At 68.0% G+C, this 16,814-nt stretch carries 19 protein-coding genes and 1 pseudogene; 10 read left to right on the top strand and 10 right to left on the bottom strand.

Annotated elements, in window-relative coordinates; translation table 11 throughout:
• Positions 1-553, top strand: a pseudogene (locus G9373_RS22395) (DUF4878 domain-containing protein); the annotation flags it as partial.
• A 59-nt stretch (positions 554-612) separates the two neighbouring features.
• On the opposite strand, the gene fbaA reads toward G9373_RS22395, so the two are convergent.
• Positions 613-1,647, bottom strand: coding sequence for a class II fructose-bisphosphate aldolase (fbaA, locus tag G9373_RS22390; protein WP_005260044.1), 1,035 nt, complete (start codon positions 1,645-1,647; stop codon positions 613-615).
• Positions 1,648-1,851: 204 nt separating this feature from the next.
• Between fbaA and G9373_RS22385 the strand changes: the two genes are divergently transcribed.
• Positions 1,852-2,583 carry a VTT domain-containing protein gene (locus G9373_RS22385; protein WP_005238431.1) on the top strand — a complete coding sequence of 244 codons (732 nt, stop codon included), beginning with the start codon at positions 1,852-1,854 and terminating at the stop codon, positions 2,581-2,583.
• A gap of 24 nt (positions 2,584-2,607) precedes the next feature.
• Positions 2,608-3,273, top strand: a complete 666-nt coding sequence (locus tag G9373_RS22380) for a DedA family protein (RefSeq protein WP_005260048.1) — start codon at positions 2,608-2,610, stop codon at positions 3,271-3,273.
• Here the strand turns inward: G9373_RS22380 and G9373_RS22375 are convergent.
• The 5 genes from G9373_RS22375 to G9373_RS22355 all read right to left on the bottom strand — a co-directional run bounded on the left by G9373_RS22375 (position 3,270) and on the right by G9373_RS22355 (position 8,390).
• Entirely contained in the window at positions 3,270-4,406 is a 1,137-nt protein-coding gene (locus G9373_RS22375; protein WP_167116834.1) for a GTP-binding protein, read from the bottom strand. The genes G9373_RS22380 and G9373_RS22375 overlap by 4 nt on opposite strands.
• 117 nt (positions 4,407-4,523) lie before the next feature.
• The gene (locus tag G9373_RS22370) at positions 4,524-5,879 is read right to left on the bottom strand and encodes an LLM class flavin-dependent oxidoreductase (protein ID WP_054248734.1); all 1,356 of its coding nucleotides are present in this window, start codon (positions 5,877-5,879) and stop codon (positions 4,524-4,526) included.
• A gap of 67 nt (positions 5,880-5,946) precedes the next feature.
• The gene (locus G9373_RS22365; protein WP_005571735.1) at positions 5,947-7,065 is read right to left on the bottom strand and encodes a glycoside hydrolase family 76 protein; all 1,119 of its coding nucleotides are present in this window, start codon (positions 7,063-7,065) and stop codon (positions 5,947-5,949) included.
• 34 nt (positions 7,066-7,099) lie between these two features.
• The gene (locus G9373_RS22360) at positions 7,100-7,786 is read right to left on the bottom strand and encodes a TrmH family RNA methyltransferase (protein WP_005260054.1); all 687 of its coding nucleotides are present in this window, start codon (positions 7,784-7,786) and stop codon (positions 7,100-7,102) included.
• A 4-nt stretch (positions 7,787-7,790) separates the two neighbouring features.
• The gene (locus G9373_RS22355) at positions 7,791-8,390 is read right to left on the bottom strand and encodes a hypothetical protein (RefSeq protein WP_167116829.1); all 600 of its coding nucleotides are present in this window, start codon (positions 8,388-8,390) and stop codon (positions 7,791-7,793) included.
• 113 nt (positions 8,391-8,503) lie between these two features.
• Between G9373_RS22355 and G9373_RS22350 the strand changes: the two genes are divergently transcribed.
• A complete protein-coding gene (locus G9373_RS22350; RefSeq protein ID WP_005238418.1) occupies positions 8,504-8,950 on the top strand; it encodes a hypothetical protein in 447 nt (148 codons plus the stop codon).
• Here G9373_RS22350 and G9373_RS22345 read toward each other — a convergent pair.
• A complete protein-coding gene (locus tag G9373_RS22345; protein ID WP_120659489.1) occupies positions 8,934-9,662 on the bottom strand; it encodes a lysoplasmalogenase family protein in 729 nt (242 codons plus the stop codon). The two genes, G9373_RS22350 and G9373_RS22345, sit on opposite strands and share 17 nt — an antisense overlap.
• A gap of 102 nt (positions 9,663-9,764) precedes the next feature.
• Between G9373_RS22345 and G9373_RS22340 the strand changes: the two genes are divergently transcribed.
• Positions 9,765-10,406, top strand: a complete 642-nt coding sequence (locus G9373_RS22340) for a ScbR family autoregulator-binding transcription factor (RefSeq protein ID WP_005571731.1) — start codon at positions 9,765-9,767, stop codon at positions 10,404-10,406.
• Positions 10,407-10,410: 4 nt separating this feature from the next.
• On the opposite strand, the gene G9373_RS22335 is transcribed toward G9373_RS22340, so the two are convergent.
• A complete protein-coding gene (locus G9373_RS22335) occupies positions 10,411-10,704 on the bottom strand; it encodes a hypothetical protein (protein WP_005260058.1) in 294 nt (97 codons plus the stop codon).
• Positions 10,705-10,948: 244 nt separating this feature from the next.
• On the opposite strand from G9373_RS22335, the gene G9373_RS22330 reads away from it, so the two are divergent.
• On the top strand, positions 10,949-12,217 hold the full coding sequence (locus G9373_RS22330) for a benzoate/H(+) symporter BenE family transporter (protein WP_167116826.1): 1,269 nt from the start codon (positions 10,949-10,951) through the stop codon (positions 12,215-12,217).
• Between the two features lie 4 nt (positions 12,218-12,221).
• On the opposite strand, the gene G9373_RS22325 is transcribed toward G9373_RS22330, so the two are convergent.
• Entirely contained in the window at positions 12,222-12,716 is a 495-nt protein-coding gene (locus G9373_RS22325; RefSeq protein ID WP_005571728.1) for a DUF1992 domain-containing protein, read from the bottom strand.
• Positions 12,717-12,732: 16 nt separating this feature from the next.
• Complete coding sequence (locus tag G9373_RS22320) at positions 12,733-12,891, bottom strand: hypothetical protein (protein WP_183102199.1); 159 nt, start codon at positions 12,889-12,891, stop codon at positions 12,733-12,735.
• Positions 12,892-12,976: 85 nt separating this feature from the next.
• Here G9373_RS22320 and G9373_RS22315 point away from each other — a divergent pair, with 85 nt between their 5' ends.
• From G9373_RS22315 to G9373_RS22300, 4 genes are all read left to right on the top strand, one after another.
• The gene (locus G9373_RS22315) at positions 12,977-14,524 is read left to right on the top strand and encodes an NAD(P)/FAD-dependent oxidoreductase (protein ID WP_167116823.1); all 1,548 of its coding nucleotides are present in this window, start codon (positions 12,977-12,979) and stop codon (positions 14,522-14,524) included.
• Complete coding sequence (locus G9373_RS22310; protein ID WP_167116820.1) at positions 14,521-14,976, top strand: SRPBCC family protein; 456 nt, start codon at positions 14,521-14,523, stop codon at positions 14,974-14,976. The genes G9373_RS22315 and G9373_RS22310 overlap by 4 nt, the downstream gene beginning before the upstream one ends.
• A gap of 91 nt (positions 14,977-15,067) precedes the next feature.
• Positions 15,068-15,511: a MarR family transcriptional regulator gene (locus G9373_RS22305; RefSeq protein ID WP_054248742.1), complete on the top strand. Its 444-nt coding sequence runs from the start codon at positions 15,068-15,070 to the stop codon at positions 15,509-15,511.
• 34 nt (positions 15,512-15,545) lie between these two features.
• Entirely contained in the window at positions 15,546-16,814 is a 1,269-nt protein-coding gene (locus tag G9373_RS22300) for an MFS transporter (protein WP_167116818.1), read from the top strand.

Here is a 16,814-nt window from a genome sequence, read left to right as displayed (position 1 = left end):
GCCGCCCGCTCCCCCGCGGCCGGCGCCCGCCCCGCCGAAGGCCGCACCGCAGCGGGTGCTGCCGCCCCAGCAGAGCGCGCCGCAGCGCGTCCCCGCGGCGCAGCAGCCCACGAAGAAGCACGGCAAGGCGTGGCTGTTCGCCGCGATCGCCGCCGGCGTCATCGTCGTCGCCGCCATCGCGGTCGCCGGTGTGATCGTCTACAACAACAACCAGGCCGAGAACTCCCCCGAGGCCCAGGTGCAGGGAACGATCGACACGTTCGTCGCGGCACTCACCCAGGGCGACCTGGCGACGCTGCGCACCAGCACCTGCGGCAGCCTCGCCGAGTACTACCAGGGCCTCTCGGATCAGGATTTCGCCGAGGTCCACCAGGTCGCCGTCACGCAGCAGAACATTCCCGTGGTCGGCGGCGTCGACGCCGTGCAGATCACCGGCGACACCGCCATCGCCCAGGTGAAGGCCCACACCGCCGCCAACCCCGGCGAGCAGTCGTGGCGCACGTTCAACCTCGAGAAGGTCGACGGCACCTGGAAGATCTGCGACCCCCGATAAACGACTGTGCGCCTTTCCGGTAGCGGTGGCTACCGGAAAGGCGCACGAGCGCGAAGCGCCTATCCCGAGACGGAACGTCCCGCGGACTTGAGGTCGTTGCAGGCCTCGACGACGCGGGCAGCCATGCCGGCCTCGGCCTTCTTCAGGTAGCTGCGCGGGTCGTAGACCTTCTTGTTGCCGACCTCGCCGTCGACCTTCAGCACGCCGTCGTAGTTGCTGAACATGTGGCCCACGATCGGACGGGTGAACGCGTACTGGGTGTCGGTGTCGACGTTCATCTTGACGACGCCGTAGTTCAGCGCAGCCTCGATCTCCGACTTCAGCGAGCCCGATCCACCGTGGAAGACGAAGTCGAACGGCTGCGAGCTCTCGGGCAGCCCCAGCTTGGCGGCGGCGACCTTCTGGCCGGTCTCGAGCACCTCGGGACGCAGCTTGACGTTGCCCGGCTTGTAGACGCCGTGCACGTTGCCGAACGTCGCGGCCAGCAGGTACTTGCCGTTCTCGCCGGTGCCGAGGGCGTCGACGGTCTTCTCGAAGTCCTCGGGCGAGGTGTACAGCTTGTCGTTGATCTCGGCTTCCACGCCGTCCTCTTCGCCACCGACGACGCCGATCTCGACCTCGAGGATGATGTTGGCGGCCTTCGCCTTCGCGAGGAGTTCCTTGGCGATCTCCAGGTTCTCGTCGATCGGGACAGCCGAACCGTCCCACATGTGGGACTGGAACAGCGGGTTGCGGCCCGCCTCGACGCGCTGCCGCGAGATCTCCAGCAGCGGGCGGACGAACGTGTCGAGCTTGTCCTTGGGGCAGTGGTCGGTGTGCAGGGCGATCGTGACGTCGTACTTGGCAGCGATCACGTGCGCGAACTCGGCGAGCGCGACCGCGCCGGTCACCATGTCCTTGACGCCCAGGCCCGAACCGAACTCGGCGCCACCGGTCGAGAACTGGATGATGCCGTCACTGCCGGCGTCCGCGAAGCCCTTGATGGCGGCGTTGATGGTTTCGGAAGAAGTGCAGTTGATGGCGGGGAAGGCAAAGGAGTGCTCCTTGGCCCGACCAAGCATCTCGGCGTAGACCTCGGGAGTCGCGATTGGCACGGCGGCAGTCCTCCATTAAGAGTCGATTTCGGCGCGCGCGATCAGCGCAGCGCGCGATGTGGTCCTAGCAGTATGGCAATACCGGTAGCGTACGTCTCCCGGTGGCTGTCGCGGCACCCCGTTTCGGCAGGCCCACGACCCGGCCGAAACTCCATGACCTGCAGTATTCCGTCAGTCGGGGAATACGCCGGTACGCTGAGGGCCGTGATTGTGCAGGCAGCATCGGATTCCGTGACCAACCTCGCGTTGTTGCCGGGATTCCTCGACCCGGTGAACCTCCTCAACTCCTTCGGCACGTGGGTGCTCGTCGGACTTCTCCTGGTCGTCTTCATCGAGTCGGGATTGCTGTTCCCCCTGCTCCCCGGCGACTCGCTTCTCTTCACCGCGGGACTCATCGCGGCGTCGAAGTCGACGGAGATCGAACCGTTCGCCCCCATCTGGGCGCTACTGGTTCTGATCCCCATCGCCGCGATCCTCGGCGACCAGGTGGGCTTCTTCATCGGCAGCAAGGGCGGTACCGCCCTGTTCAAGCACGACGACGCGCGGTTCTTCAAGAAGAAGTACATCGACGAGTCGCACGCCTTCTTCGAGAAGCACGGCCCGATCACCATCATCCTGGCCCGCTTCGTTCCGATCGTGCGCACGTTCGCGCCGGTCGTCGCGGGCGCGTCACGGATGAAGTACTCGCTGTTCCTGACGTACAACATCGTGGGCGGCATCCTGTGGGGCGCCGGCGTCACGCTGCTCGGCTACCTGCTCGGTCAGATCGAGTTCATCCGCGACAACGTCGACATCATCTTCCTGCTGATCGTCTTCGTGTCCGTCCTTCCGATCATCCTCGAGGTGGGCAAGCGCGTCGTGAAGTCGCGGCAGAGCGCGGGCGCCACGACCGAGGACGCGCAGCCGGTCACCACACCGACCGATCCGACCTCCTGAAGCCGATCGAGTAGCGCACTGACGATGGTCACCACGGCAGCAGGCACCTTCGGGCCTCTCGTCTCGGCCGGCCCAGCGCTGGTCTGGATCGTCGTCCTCGCGTTCGTGTTCATCGAGTGCGCGGTGATCCTGGGCCTGTTCCTGCCCGGCGACTCGATGCTGATCACCGCCGGAATCGTGCTGGCCAACCATGCGTCGGGCGCCGGCCACGTGTGGGCGTTGTCGGTCGGCGCGATGATCGCCGCCATCTGCGGAAACCAGGTGGGCTACGTCATCGGTCACCGCACCGGCAACCGCATCCTCGCCCGCAAGGGCGGGAAGTATCTCAACTACACCAACCTGCACAAGGTCAACGTCCTGCTGGAGAAGCACGGCTTCTGGGCGGTCCTCATCGCCCGCTGGATTCCGTGGGTCCGCACCCTGTGCCCGCTGGTCGCCGGTGCGGCCAAGATGAACCACACCAAGTACACGATCGCCAGCACCATCGGCGCCATCTTCTGGGCACCCGTCCTGCTGCTCATCGGCTTCTACTTCGGCTCTTTCCTGGACCGGGTGTCGTGGCTGATGCCGGCCGTGCTCGCCGGGATGGTCGCGCTGCTGGTGATCGGCACCGTGCTCGGGGTGTGGCACTACCGGCAGGAGATGGCGCGGCCGCCCGAAGAAGTGGCCGTCGAAGAAGTTCTGGACTAATGCCGATGCACCGCGTCCCACGCGGGCAGCGGGTCGTCGAACCGAACCCAGGCCGCCGGCCCTGACGCCAGCTCGTCGTCGGTGAGAAGCGCCGGATCCAGGATGCGCCGCGGACCGTCGGGGTCGAGGCGGACACCGATGAACACGATCTCCTGCCCCGGTGTCTCGTCCGCGGACGCCCACAGCTGGGCCGGCTCGATCACCAGGTTCGGACCGGCCTGCGACCAGACGGCGGCGAGGTCGGGGCGGCTCGCGATCCAGCAGAAGCCCTTGCTCCGGAGCAGGCCGGTGAACCGTCCCAGCGCCTGCTCGAGCCTGGCCGGGTGGAACGGCCGCGACGCCCGGTAGGTGACGCTGCGGATGCCGTATTCCTCGGTCTCCGGGATGTGGCCCCCGGCCAGTTCCTCGGCCCAGCCGGGTAGCTCGGCCGCGACGTCCGGGTTGTACAGGCCGGTCCCGAGAACCTCGCCGGGATCCACGACGCCGCGCGTGGTGCGCAGCAGTGTCGCGGTGGGGTTGAGCCTGCGCACGGTCGCCTCGACGGCACCGGCGGCGCCCTCGCTCACCAGATCCGTCTTGTTCAGCAGGATGACGTCGGCGAACTCCACCTGGTCGACGAGCAGGTCGGAGATGCTGCGCTCGTCGCCCTCCCCGGCTTCGAGGTTCCGGTCGTCGAGCCGCTCGCCGTTGGCCAGCTCACCGAGGAACGTCGATGCGTCCACGACCGTCACCATCGTGTCGAGGGCGGCCACCGAACCGAGACTGAACCCGTCCTCGAACTCCCAGTCGAACGTGGCGGCGACGGGCATCGGCTCGGAGATGCCGGTGGATTCGATGACGAGGTGGTCGAACCGACCCTCCTGCGCCAGCCGCGCGACGGCCTCGACGAGGTCTTCCCGCAGGGTGCAGCAGATGCAGCCGTTGGTGAGCTCGACGAGTTTCTCCTGCGTCCGGTCCAGGTGCCCCTGCCCGGCGACGAGGGCTGCGTCAATATTCACATCGCTCATGTCGTTGACGATGACGGCGACGCGCCTGCCGTCCCGGTTCGCGAGGAGGTGGTTGAGCAGGGTGGTCTTGCCCGCGCCGAGGAAGCCGGACAGGACGGTGACGGGGAGCGGCCGGGCGACAGTCATCCCGAAATGATAACTGTTTTCATTAAGCCCGAGGCCCCGGGCTCCCGATGTCACATCCGTCCACTCGAACTGAACGGATGCGACATCGGACGCGAGCGGGACGCCGGCGTGCGCGTCCTACAGCGCGACGGCGCCGGACGTGTCCGCGTACTGGCTCTCGGGGCGGGGCAGACCGAAGTGGTCGCGCAGTGTGGCGCCCGAGTACTCGGTGCGGAACAGCCCGCGCTCCTGCAGGATCGGGACCACCTTCTCCGCGAACACCTCGAGACCGCCCGGGTAGTACGGCGGCATGACGTTGAAACCGTCCGCCGCGCCCTGCGTGAACCATTCCTCGATGGTGTCGGCCACCTGCACCGGCGTCCCGACGACGACCCGGTGCCCGCGCGCACCGGCGAGACGGTGCAGCAATCCGCGCAGGGTCGGGTTCTCCCGCTCGACGATCCCGGCGATCACCTGCAGGCGACTCTGCTGGTTGTCCGTGACGTCGCCGGCGTCCCCGAACAGACCAGCAGGCACGGGGGCGTCGAGATCGAGGTGGCGCACGCTCGAACCCGTGAGGCTCTCGAGCTGAGCGAGCCCGTACTCGGGCGACGTGAGTTCGTTGAACTCCCGCTCCAGGTCGCGGGCCTCGGCCTCGGTGTCGCCGAGGAACGGGCTGATGCCGGGCAGGATCTTCACGTGATCGGGGTTGCGACCGTACTGCGTCGCGCGCTGCTTGACGTCCGCGTAGAACGCCTGCCCGTCGGACAGCCGCTGGTGCGCGGTGAAGATGGCCTCGGCGTACTGGCCCGCGAACGCGCGACCCTCGTTGGACGCACCCGCCTGCACCAGCACCGGGTGTCCCTGCGGGGAGCGTGGCGCGTTGAACGGTCCCCGCACCCGGAGGTGGCGCCCCACGTAGTTGATCTCGTGGATCTTCGACGGGTCCGCGTAGATGCCTGCGGTTCTGTCGATCAGGATGGCGTCGTCTTCCCAGCTGTCCCACAGCTTGACGGTCGCGTCGACGAACTCCCGCGCCCGCGCGTAGCGGTCGGCGTGATCGGGGTGGCCGGCCAGCCCGAAGTTGGCGGCCGCCAGGTCGGTTCCGGTGGTCACGATGTTCCAGCCGGCCCGGCCACGGGAGATGTGGTCGAGGGACGCGAACAGCCGCGCCAGATTGTAGGGCTCGAAGTACGTCGTGGACGCGGTCGCGATCAGGCCGATCCGGTCGGTGGCGGTCGCGATGGCGGTCAGCAGCGTGATGGGTTCGAGTGCTCCGGCGGCGCCGTGCTCGACGTCGCTGCGCAGGGCCGGACCGTCGGCGAAGAAGATCGCGTCCAGCTTCGCCGCCTCTGCGGTCCGCGCGATGTCCTGGAAGTAGGAGACGTCGTACAGCCGCTCGGGCGTCGTGAGCGGGTGGCGCCACGCCGACTCGTGGTGCCCGGCCGGGTAGATGAACGCATTGAGACTCAGCTGCCGCTGTTGATCTGACATAACGTACTGTCTAACAGCGCCGAATCGAGGGCGATACGGTTAAGTTTCGCGTGATTCGAACCGCACCCTATCGCCGCGGATACCCCGCGGCGGAGACCATGTGCGCGGCCTCCATCAGCATCCAGCCGCCGAGTTGGACGGACATGTCGCGTTCCGGGATCCCGGACGACCGCACGGTGCCCCCGGTGAACGTGGCGATTCCCCCGCCCATCCCCGGCAGCTGCGCCTGCTTGGTCCAGTCGTGGCCGAACAGCGGCTGCCCCTCGATCTGCAGGCGGTTCTCCCAGGCCGATTCCGCGGAGGTCAGCACGAGCTGGGCGGCGATCTCCCGGGCCCGGATGTCGGCGGGCGACTCCCAGGGCAGCATCACCGCGGTCAACGCCAGATACCGCGCGAGGATCCCGTTGAACAGGCCGCCGTCTCCCCCACCGCCGCCGTCGATGACGCCGTGGGGTGCGAGATGCTCGTCGATGGCGTCAACCAGCCGATGGGTCCGGTTGCGGTGCCGCGGCGAACCGAGGCGCACGGCGAGTTCGGTTTCGAGGCCGAGCACGACGCCCTGACAGTACGAGTAGACGTTCCTTTCGATTTCACCGCCCGGGTGGATGCCGTCGACGATCAGGTTGGTGTGCACGTCCCGCAGCGTGTCGTCGATCCAGTCGGCCGTGGCCTGGGCGCGCCACAGCTTTCCGGTGCGGGCCAGCATGATCCCGGCGGGTCCGTTGGCGGGCGCGTTGTAGAAGTTCGAGCCCTTCCGCCAGGGGATGCCGCCTCCGGCTTCGGGCGCCCAGGCGTCGAACAACTGGGATTCGAGCACCTGCACCGCACTTCTGTTGTCTATGAAGTGCATTCGCTGGGCGCGCTCGAGGGCGATCCCCAGCCAGGCCATGTCGTCGTAATAGTTGTTGGTCCAGCCCGACAGGTTCCGCAGACGGTGGCTGCGCGCCAGTTTCACGATGCGACGGCGACGGCGCGGCGTGGGGTCGCGTTCGAGCGCGTCCACGGCGCAGTCGAGCAGGTGTGCCTGCCACCAGTAGTGCCAGCTGAGGAACAGTCGCTCGCGCCGGACCGGCGGCCAGGCGACGACGCCCAGGGCGGTGCCCGGTAGCGCCCACAGCCGGCGAAGGTGCCTGCTCACCACCGCTTCTTCAGCGGCGTCCGCGCGCGCCGACCACGAGTCCTGCATAAGAGTTGATCTTGCCTATTCGCCGGGGGTTCCGCTACCAGGCGCGGTCGAGGTCGGCGTGCTGACGCACCCACGCGTGCATGGCGATTCCCGCGGCGACGCCCGCGTTGATGCTGCGGGTGGAACCGAACTGGGCGATCGACACCGTCATCGCCGCAACCTCTTTCGCCTGGTCCGTGACTCCCGGCCCCTCCTGGCCGAACAGGAGCACGCAGTCGCGGGGCAGACTCGCCGTCTCGAGCGGGACGGATCCGGGCGTGTTGTCGACGGCCACGATGGTGAGACCCCGCTCACGTGCGAACTCGACGAGGCCGTCGACGTCCGAATGGTGCAGGACGTGCTGGTACCGATCGGTGACCATGGCCCCGCGGCGGTTCCAGCGTCGACGTCCCACGATGTGGACCGCGGCGGCGGCGAACGCGTTGGCGGTGCGCACCACCGTCCCGATGTTGGCGTCGTGCCCGAAGTTCTCGATGGCCACGTGCAGCGGGTGGCGACGGCTGTCGATGTCCGCGACGATCGCTTCCCGCGTCCAGTACCGGTAGGCGTCGACCACGTTGCGGCGATCGCCGCCGGCCAGCAGTTCGGGGTCGTACCGCGGGTCGGCAGGGACCGGGGTGTCGTGTTCCTCGGTCCACGGACCGACGCCGTTCGGGTTGTCCCCCCATTCGGTGGGACCCGCCTCGGCGACTTCGACCTGGCCGGTCTCGACTCCGCTCACGATGTCAGAACGTCTTGTTCGAATCGGGAGCGACGGTGAAGCCGTGCGACGTCTCGTCGTTGGTGCACGTGACGGCCGTGGCCGTGGTGCTGCACGTGTAACCGAGCTTGGACAGCTTCGCTCCGGCGGGCAGGGCCGCGTCCGGTTCGTCGCCGCCCGACGTGTAGACGAGGCCACCGGCGCACATGAACGACGCCTCGCTGTCGTTCTCGACGCGAATGCCGTGTCCCCAGTCGACCATGCAGTCGGCCGGCCGCGGCGGCACCGGGCTCGTAGACCCCTGGCATCCGGCCTCGGTACGGTTCGGCAGCTTGATGATGCCGCATTGGAACCCGCCGTCCGGGGACGTGAAGAAGTACGACTCGTTGTGCTCGTAGGGGACGTCCACGAGCGTCGTGGTCGGCGCTTCCGTCGTCGTGGGCGGCGGCGCAATCGTCGTGGTGGTGGTCGTCGGCGGAACCGTGGTCGTGGTGGTGGTCACAGGAGCCGCGACAGTCGTCGTGGACGTCGGCGGAGCCACCGCGTCCGAAGACCCACCACACCCTGCGAGCATCATGGCCGAGCCAATGCTCAGACACACCAACGACACCCGACGCCACGCCATACGGCCACCTCCACACATGCTTACCTGCTGCCGACACTGCACTCTAACGGCAGTGCGGCGGCGGGGCCGCTTCGGCGAGGCCGGACGGGCTAATCTGGAGGTGGAGGCAATCGATGAATCATCAGCGCATCGTGCGGACGGTCTGCTTCGTCACGGTCGGCTACGTCATCGTCCTCGCCGTCTGGCTGGGATGGTTGATCGAGCACACCCCGCCGGCCACCATCCCGTACCAGATCATGGGATTGGTCGCCGCCTTCGGTTCGGCGCTGGGATTCGGGATGATGGCGGCCGAACGGCCCAGCCGCGCCGACCGCCAACTCGAACGGCACGGACTCGAAGGCTGGGCCCGCATCGAGCACGTCACTCCGCTGCGCCGCACTCCCGACAACGGGGAGCTCACCGAACTGGACCTCCGGCTGACCGTGCCCGGATCGGAGAGTTACGCCGGACGCGTCGTCTACGAGGTGCGGCGGGAGAACGCGACACGCTTCCTGCCCGGCGAGACGATCACCATCCTCGTGGACCCGAAGGACCGGGACCACATCATGCTCTGCCCGTGATCCGGCGACGCCCGAGCGCGAGCATCCCCTCGACGAGCAGCAACTGGGCCGCCGCGTAGCTGGCGAGGACCACGCCTTCCGCCACAGCCCTCCCCCGCTCGCCCCGGATGAACAAGCGCCGCAACACGATCAGACCGTCGGAGGCGGTGAACAGCATCCCGCCCGCACCGAGCCAGCTGCGACGGTCGGTTCCCGGCACCGCCACATTCGCGACGACGTCCGCGCCGGGTGCGAGAGACGGATCGGCCGACAGGGTCGACGTGGTGCCGAGCAGCGACCCGTACGCAGTCAACGGCGCGGCGACCTCCTTCGCCCGCCCGCGCAGCAGTGCCGCCGCGCCTGCCCAACCGGCGAGCCGGGGAAGCAATGCGGGCGCGGTGGGCCGGGCGCCCCGGCGCAGCAACAGCGCGGAATAGCCCACTTGCATGACGGCGAACGAGGACGCGCCGCGCACGAGACGGGCGTCGTCGTCGGGATCGATCATGAAGACGTCACCCACGGTCGCGGCCGCGAGACCAGCGAGGAGGAGTGCGATGTCGGCCGGGTCCGTGTCTGCACGCCGCCGCAGGACACGGGCGGCGAGCGCGGGTGCGATCAGCGGTTTCGCGGCCTGCTGCAACCGTTCACGCCCGGTGACGGCCCCGACGACGGTGGCCAGCGTCGCACCGGCGAACACCGCATGCTCGACACCCCAGCTGTTCTTCGACTTCACGTCTTCCTCCCACACTTGCGGACGTGCCGAGGTTACCGGCCCGAAAAGTGGTTGACTCGAGAGTGGACGCGACGGATAATCCGCGATTGTGAGGCACAGGTGATGGCAAAACAGGCGCGCGCGGCAGCCACCCGCCATCAGGTACTCGAGGGTGCGGCACTGAGCTTCGAGAAGCTCGGGTACGGCGGCGCGAGCCTGAGCGGAATCCTCTCCTATGCCGATGTAACGAAGGGCGCCTTGTACTTTCATTTCGAGTCCAAGGAAGCGCTCGCCTGGGCGGTGATCAAGGAACAGCACGCCATGGCGATGCTGGCGGCGCAGCGAGTGCTCGCGACGGCGCAGTCACCGATGGAGGCGATCCTGTTGTGCGCCAAGGAGATGGCGCGCCAGTTGCTGACCGAGCCCATCGTGCGAGCGGGTGTGCGACTCACCCTGGAACTCGGTACGTCCCGCGGCCCGGCCACCGACCCCTACATCGACTGGACCGACACCCTCGTCGCACTCGCGGGCAAGGCGCGGGAGGCAGGAGAACTGCGCGCGACCGTCGACCCCGCGGCACTCGCCCGGTTCCTGGTCAGTTCGTTCACCGGCATGCAGTTGGTGTCCGAGGCGCTGACCGGACGTTCCGACCTGTACGAGCGCCTGGCCGACATGTGGGCGTTGCTCCTGCCCTCGATCGCGTCGCCGGACATGTTGCCCCGGCTACTCGAACTCGCGGCACTGCGCGACGACGTCGCATCCTGACGAATCAGACGCCGCCGGGAGTGGGCTCGGGAGTGTCCGGCGCCGGATGCGGCAGATCGAGAGGCTGCGACTGCGTCGGCACCGTCTGGACGACGGCGATCCGCGCGCCGTCCGGGATGGCATCGACCGAGCAGATCGTTCCGAAGATGCCGAGCCCGCCGAACAACGCGAGCAGGCCGTAGGCCAGGAACGTCGACGTCCGTTCGACGGCGGATCGCGGTTCGCGTTCCGCTGCCACCGTGGGGCGCCGCGCGTAGACGGTGCCTCGCTCTCGGGGAATTCGGGTGAGTTCAGCCATGTGGCCCTTCTTCGCATGGTTCGTCGGTGCGGGGTGGTGTCGGGTCGACGCCTTCGAGTCTGTCGCGATGGCGCCCGAGTGTCGTTCACCCCAGGGATGGAAAGCACCCCACCCAGGGTTCGACGGCCCGCCGTGCAGCCCCGGGACGCGAGTGGTTATGATCCAGACCACACCCGGAATGTACGCATTGCGGGAGCCATGTCCGCTCTGCGTACATTATGACCCCCCCGAGCAGGAAGGCCTCATGACGACCACCGAGGAACCGACCCGCAGCGAAGACGTGCAGACCCGCCCCCCTCGCTTCGAGAGACCACCGTGGCCGCCCGTGGGCCCGCGCCGCCTGATCGGCGACCTCGGCGGGACCTACGCCGCCAACGGTCTGATCGGGCTGATCTTCTCCGCGACGGGTCCCGTCGCCGTGATCCTGGCCGCCGGCTCCGCGGGCGGACTGTCGCCCCAGCAGATGGCGTCGTGGATCTTCGGTGTCTTCTTCCTCAACGGAATCCTGACCGCCCTCGCCAGCTGGCTGTACCGCCAGCCGCTCGCGTTCTTCTGGACGATCCCCGGCACGATCATCGTCGGCGGCTCGCTCACCCACCTGTCGTGGCCGGAAGTGCTCGGCGCGTTTCTGGTGACCGGGCTCCTGATCCTCGCCCTCGGCCTGACCGGGCGGGTACGTCAGGTCATGGCGATGCTCCCGATGCCGATCGTCATGGCCATGGTGGCCGGCGTCTTCCTGAAGTTCGGCACCGACCTCGTCCACGCCGTGGGAACCGATGCGGCCGTCGCCGTTCCGATGGTCGTCGTCTTCGTCGTCCTCGCATCCCGCGCCGCGTTCGGCCGGTGGATGCCGCCGATCCTCGGCGCACTGCTCGTCGGGGCGGCCGCGGTCGCGGTCACCGGCCGCTTCCACCCGACCGGTTCGAGTACACCGTGGATCGCGGCACCGATGTTCCAGGCGCCGCAGTTCACCTGGCAGGCGATCACCGAACTGGTCGTGCCGTTGGCCATCACGGTCATCGTCGTGCAGAACGGTCAGGGCGCGGCCGTGCTGACGTCCGCCGGCCACAAGCCGCCGATGAACGTCGGCACCGTGCTGTGCGGGGCCTGGTCCCTCGCCACCTCCGTCGTCGGAGCCGTCTCGACGTGCCTGACGGGCCCGACCAACGCCCTGCTGGTGGCGTCGGGGCAGCGCACCAGGCAGTACACGGCGGCCGTCGTCTGCGGGCTGCTCGCCATGGTCGTCGGCCTGTTCGCGCCGCTGTTCGTTCAGCTGATGCTGGCCACCCCGGTCGCGTTCGTCGCGACGCTCGGCGGACTCGCGATGCTCCGCGCGCTGCAGGGTTCGTTCGTCGCCGCGTTCAGCTCCCGGCACACACTCGGCGCGCTCGTGACCTTCCTCGTGACCGTGTCGAACGTGCAGTTCCTCAACGTCGGGGCTGCGTTCTGGGGGCTGCTCGCCGGACTGCTCGTGTCCCGGGTGATGGAATCGGGTGATTTCCGGAAGGGATGATCCGTCACCGTTTCCGTCGCCACCATCGTCTGCCGGCCCGGGGCGGATCGTCGGGTTCCGGGGTCGCCGTCACCGGCGGCTTCCGCGCCGGCCGGTTCTGCTGCCGCCAGGTCGCGACGACCTCGTTCGCGTCGACCGGACTGACCGGGATCCGTGGGCCGGAGGGTGCCCGCAACCAGGCGACGATCTGCAGGTTGAGCTGGGCCACCACGTCCCGCACCGACTGCTCCGACGGCAGCCCACGGATCGTGTCGGGCAACCGCTCGATCTCCTTCCGCAGCTGCAGCGGCGTCGGGAGCAGCGAATCGGTGGGCAGATTCTCGCGCCGGAGATAGTTCTTCACCCACCACAGTTCGTCGTCGACATCGCCTGCCGGAATCGGTTTACCCGAGCCGGGGAGATCGTCGAAGTCGCCGCGCTCCTGAGCCAGCCGGATCTGCTTGTCGATCCAGCTCTCGAAGCTCACCCCGGGAGGTTTGCGCTCGGTCACGGACGCCATTCTTCCAGGACCCGGTTCAGCCCGCCCCGGTGTCGGCTCCCGTGTAGAACGCGGTCGTGCGAACGCCGGCCGCGGTCGCGGCACCCTCCGGCGTCCCGAACGCGATGCTTGCGTGCAGGTACAGCCCCATGACCCCGAGTTCCCAGCCGACACCGGCCGCGCCTTCGCTTGCCAATGTGCATTCTTCGTTTTACTGTGACACTGAGTCTCAGTTAACTGGACCGGCGACGACGGTTCCCCATCCGCGCAGGGAAGAAGCCATGACAGCGACAACCACTCAGCACGCCGCCGCACCCGACGGCAGCGGAGACGAGCGGCACCTGCGCGTCGTCGTGGTCGGCGCCGGACTGTCCGGGATCGCCGCAGCGGTCAAGCTCGAACGCGCGGGCATCACGGACTTCGTCGTGCTGGAGAAGTCCGATCGTGTAGGGGGCGTGTGGCGCGAGAACACGTACCCCGGGTGCGGTGTCGACATCCCCGCCCCCGTGTACTCCTTCTCCTTCCACCCCAATCCGCGGTGGCGCAGCAACTTCGCCCTGCAACCGGAACTGCTGTCCTACATCGAGGACACCGTCGACACGTTCGGTCTGCAGTCCAGGATCTCGATGCAGACCGAACTCCGCGAAGCCGCCTGGTCCGACGAGCGCCGACGCTGGATCCTCGACACCAGCCGCGGCACGATCGTCGCCCAGCACGTGATCTTCGCGGCGGGCCCCATCACCGAACCGAGCACTCCTGCCGTACCCGGAATCGACGGCTTCGACGGCGACACCTTCCACTCGGCCCGCTGGAACCACGACGTCGACCTCACCGGGAAGAGGGTCGCCGTCGTGGGCACCGGCGCGTCCGCGGTGCAGTTCATCCCCGAGATCCAGCCGGACGTCGAGGAGTTGTACGTCTTCCAGCGCACCCCGGCCTGGGTGGTGCCGCGCCTGGACTTTCCGTTCCCCCGGATCGCCCAGTGGGTGTTCGCGCGGGTGCCCGCGGTGCAACGCGCGTTCCGGCGGCTCCTCGACGTCATCCTGCGGACGCTCACTTCGGTGATGCGCCGCGAACGGACCGCCCGGCTCCTCAACCCCATCGGCACCCGTTGGCTGGCCAGGCAGGTACCGGACCCGGCACTTCGCGCGGCCCTGACACCGAACTTCACGCTCGGATGCAAACGCCTCCTGCTGTCCAACACGTATCTCCCGGCGCTGACGAAGAGCAACGTCGAGTTGATTCCGCACGCCCTCGCCGAGGTCGACGGACGCGTGGTCGTCGGAGCCGACGGCACCCGCCGCGAGGTCGACGTCATCATCTTCGGCACCGGCTTCGACGTGAGTCATCCACCGATCGCGAACCGGATCCGCGGACGCAACGGAACACTGCTGTCGGAGAAGTGGTCGAAGAGCCCCGAGGCCTACCTGGCCACCACGACGCCCGGCGCACCGAACGCGTACATCATGCTCGGCCCGAACATTCTGGTGTACAACTCGTTTCTCGGACTGGCCGAGACCCAGCTCGACTACGTGATCGACGGACTCACCAAGGCGGAGCGGCAGGGCATCGAAGTACTCGAGGTACGCGATCGGCCGTTCCGCCGGTTCAACGACGCGGTACAGAAGGGCCTGGAGCCGACCGTCTTCAACAACGGCGGATGCAGTAGCTACTACCTCGACGCCGACGGCAGGAACTTCGCCGCGTGGCCCTGGTCCACCGGTTCCCTGCGCCGTCGCCTCGCCCGGTTCGACCTCGAGAACTACGCCATCCGCCCGTACCGGACAGCGCAGCCCCCCGCCCTCCACCCCTCAGGAAAGTCACGATGATCGAGATCCATCACACTGCCCTCGCCTGCGCACCGGTCGCGGCCGCGTTCGGCTACGTGGACGACTACCGCCACGTCCCGTCCTGGATGTTCGGGATCACGAAGTTCGATCCGATCGGCGACCACGACCAGGGTCTCGGCGCGGTCTACGACGCCGCGATGAAGGTCGGCCCCAAGACCCTCGACTCCGTGGTGAAGGTCACCGGGTGGGAACGCAATTCGGTGATCGAGCTGGAATCGATCGACGGCCTGTACACCCATTCGCGGTGGCAGTTCGAGCCGGCCGGCGAAACCGAGACTCGCATGACGGTCGACTTCCGCTACGACCTGCCCGGCGGCCTCGCAGGTAAGGCGCTCGGCAAGCTCATCGAGCCGTTCGTCGCGCAGGCGATCCGCCACACCGACGCCACCCTGCGCCGCCAGGTCGAGCAGAGCGCGAAGCACTCGTCCTGATCTTCGCGGCCCGCGCCCGTCGGGGCGGATGCGGGCCGTGAAGCACTTCGTCGGGTTTACATAGTTAGTTAGCCTATGTAATATGTTTGGCATGGACGGCGACACGCGGCTGCAGAGCCTGCTCGTCGACTTGGTCACGAATTCTCACCGATTCACCAGGCTCGCGAGCTCCTTCGGATCCGAGGACCACCCCCGGCCGTGGACACGTGCCCTCGCCCTGCTCGACGACCACGGCGAGCTACGCATCAGCGAGTTCGCCCGCATCGACCGCTGCTCCCAACCGTCCGCGACCGCCCTGCTCCAGAAGCTGGCCGATCGCGGATACGTTGCCCGCCGATCCGATCCGGAAGACGCCCGGGCCGTCCGGGTGTCCATCACGGACCTGGGCCGCGAATGGCTGACCGTGTCCCGCAACGAGATCGCGGGCGCACTCGCCCCGCACTTCGCGGACCTCGAGCCCGAGCAACTCGAACGACTGACGCAGGGCCTGTCGGAACTGCGTTCGATCGTCAAGTCGTCGGCCCGCTCATCCTGACAACCCATCCACACCCCGACGTACATCGAAGGAGGTGGCCGTGAGCACCACGACCGCAACCGTCACGAACAGCACACCCAGCGAGGCGCCACCGAGCCTCCTCCACCAGCCGAAATCGGTGTGGGCCGTCGCCTTCGCCAGCGTCATCGCGTTCATGGGCATCGGGCTCGTCGACCCCATCCTCAAGCCGATCGGCGAACAACTGGACGCGACGCCGTCCCAGGTGTCTCTGCTGTTCACCAGTTACATGCTGGTCACCGGTGTCGCGATGCTCATCACCGGCGTGGTGTCGAGCCGGATCGGCGCCAAGAAGACCCTTCTCACCGGTCTCGCCGTCATCGTCGTGTTCGCGGCGCTGGCGGGCAGCTCCGGCACCATCGGGCAGATCGTCGGCTTCCGCGCCGGCTGGGGACTGGGCAATGCCCTGTTCATCGCCACCGCGCTCGCCGCCATCGTCGGCGCGGCCAGCGGCGGCGTCGCGCGGGCCGTCATCCTCTACGAGGCCGCGCTGGGCATCGGCATCGCCGTCGGCCCGCTGGTCGGTGGTGTCCTCGGCAACATCAGCTGGCGCGCGCCGTTCTTCGGCGTCGCAGCCCTGATGGCCGTCGCGTTCATCCTCATCGTCGTGATGCTGCCGGCCGCACCCAAGCCGGAGCACCGCACATCGATCGCCGCGCCGTTCCTCGCGCTGCGCCACCGCGGTCTGCTCACCGTCGCGATCACCGCGCTGCTCTACAACTACGGCTTCTTCACCCTGCTCGCGTACACGCCGTTCCCGCTCGACATGGGCACGTACTCGATCGGATTCATCTTCTTCGGATGGGGTCTCGCGCTGGCCGTCGCGTCGGTGTTCCTCGCCCCACGGCTGCAGCGACGCTTCGGCACGCTGCCGATGATGATGGTGGCCCTCGCGCTGTTCGCCCTCGACCTCGCCATGATGGCCGCGTTCACCGACAACAAGACCGTGCTCGTCGTCGGTGTCGTGCTCGCCGGACTCTTCCTCGGTGTCAACAACACGCTCATCACCGAGACCGTGATGATCTCCGCGCCCGTCGAGCGGTCGACGGCGTCCGCGGCGTACAGCTTCGTCCGCTTCGTCGGCGGCGCCGCCGCACCGTGGGTCGCGGGCAAGCTCGGTGAGAGCAACATCCACATGCCGTTCTGGGTCGGTGCCGTGTGCACCGCCGCCGCAATCATCGTGCTCGCGACCGGACGGAAGGTCCTCGCCCACGTCGACGAGCACGATCCCGAACCGCACAGCGTCGAGGAGGCATTGGCCGTCACGGCCGCCGACGCCGACTGA

The sequence above is a fragment of the Rhodococcus sp. A14 genome (assembly GCF_011603105.1).
Classification (GTDB): Bacteria; Actinomycetota; Actinomycetes; order Mycobacteriales; family Mycobacteriaceae; genus Rhodococcus_F; species Rhodococcus_F opacus.
This window is presented reverse-complemented; position numbering and strand designations above follow the sequence as displayed.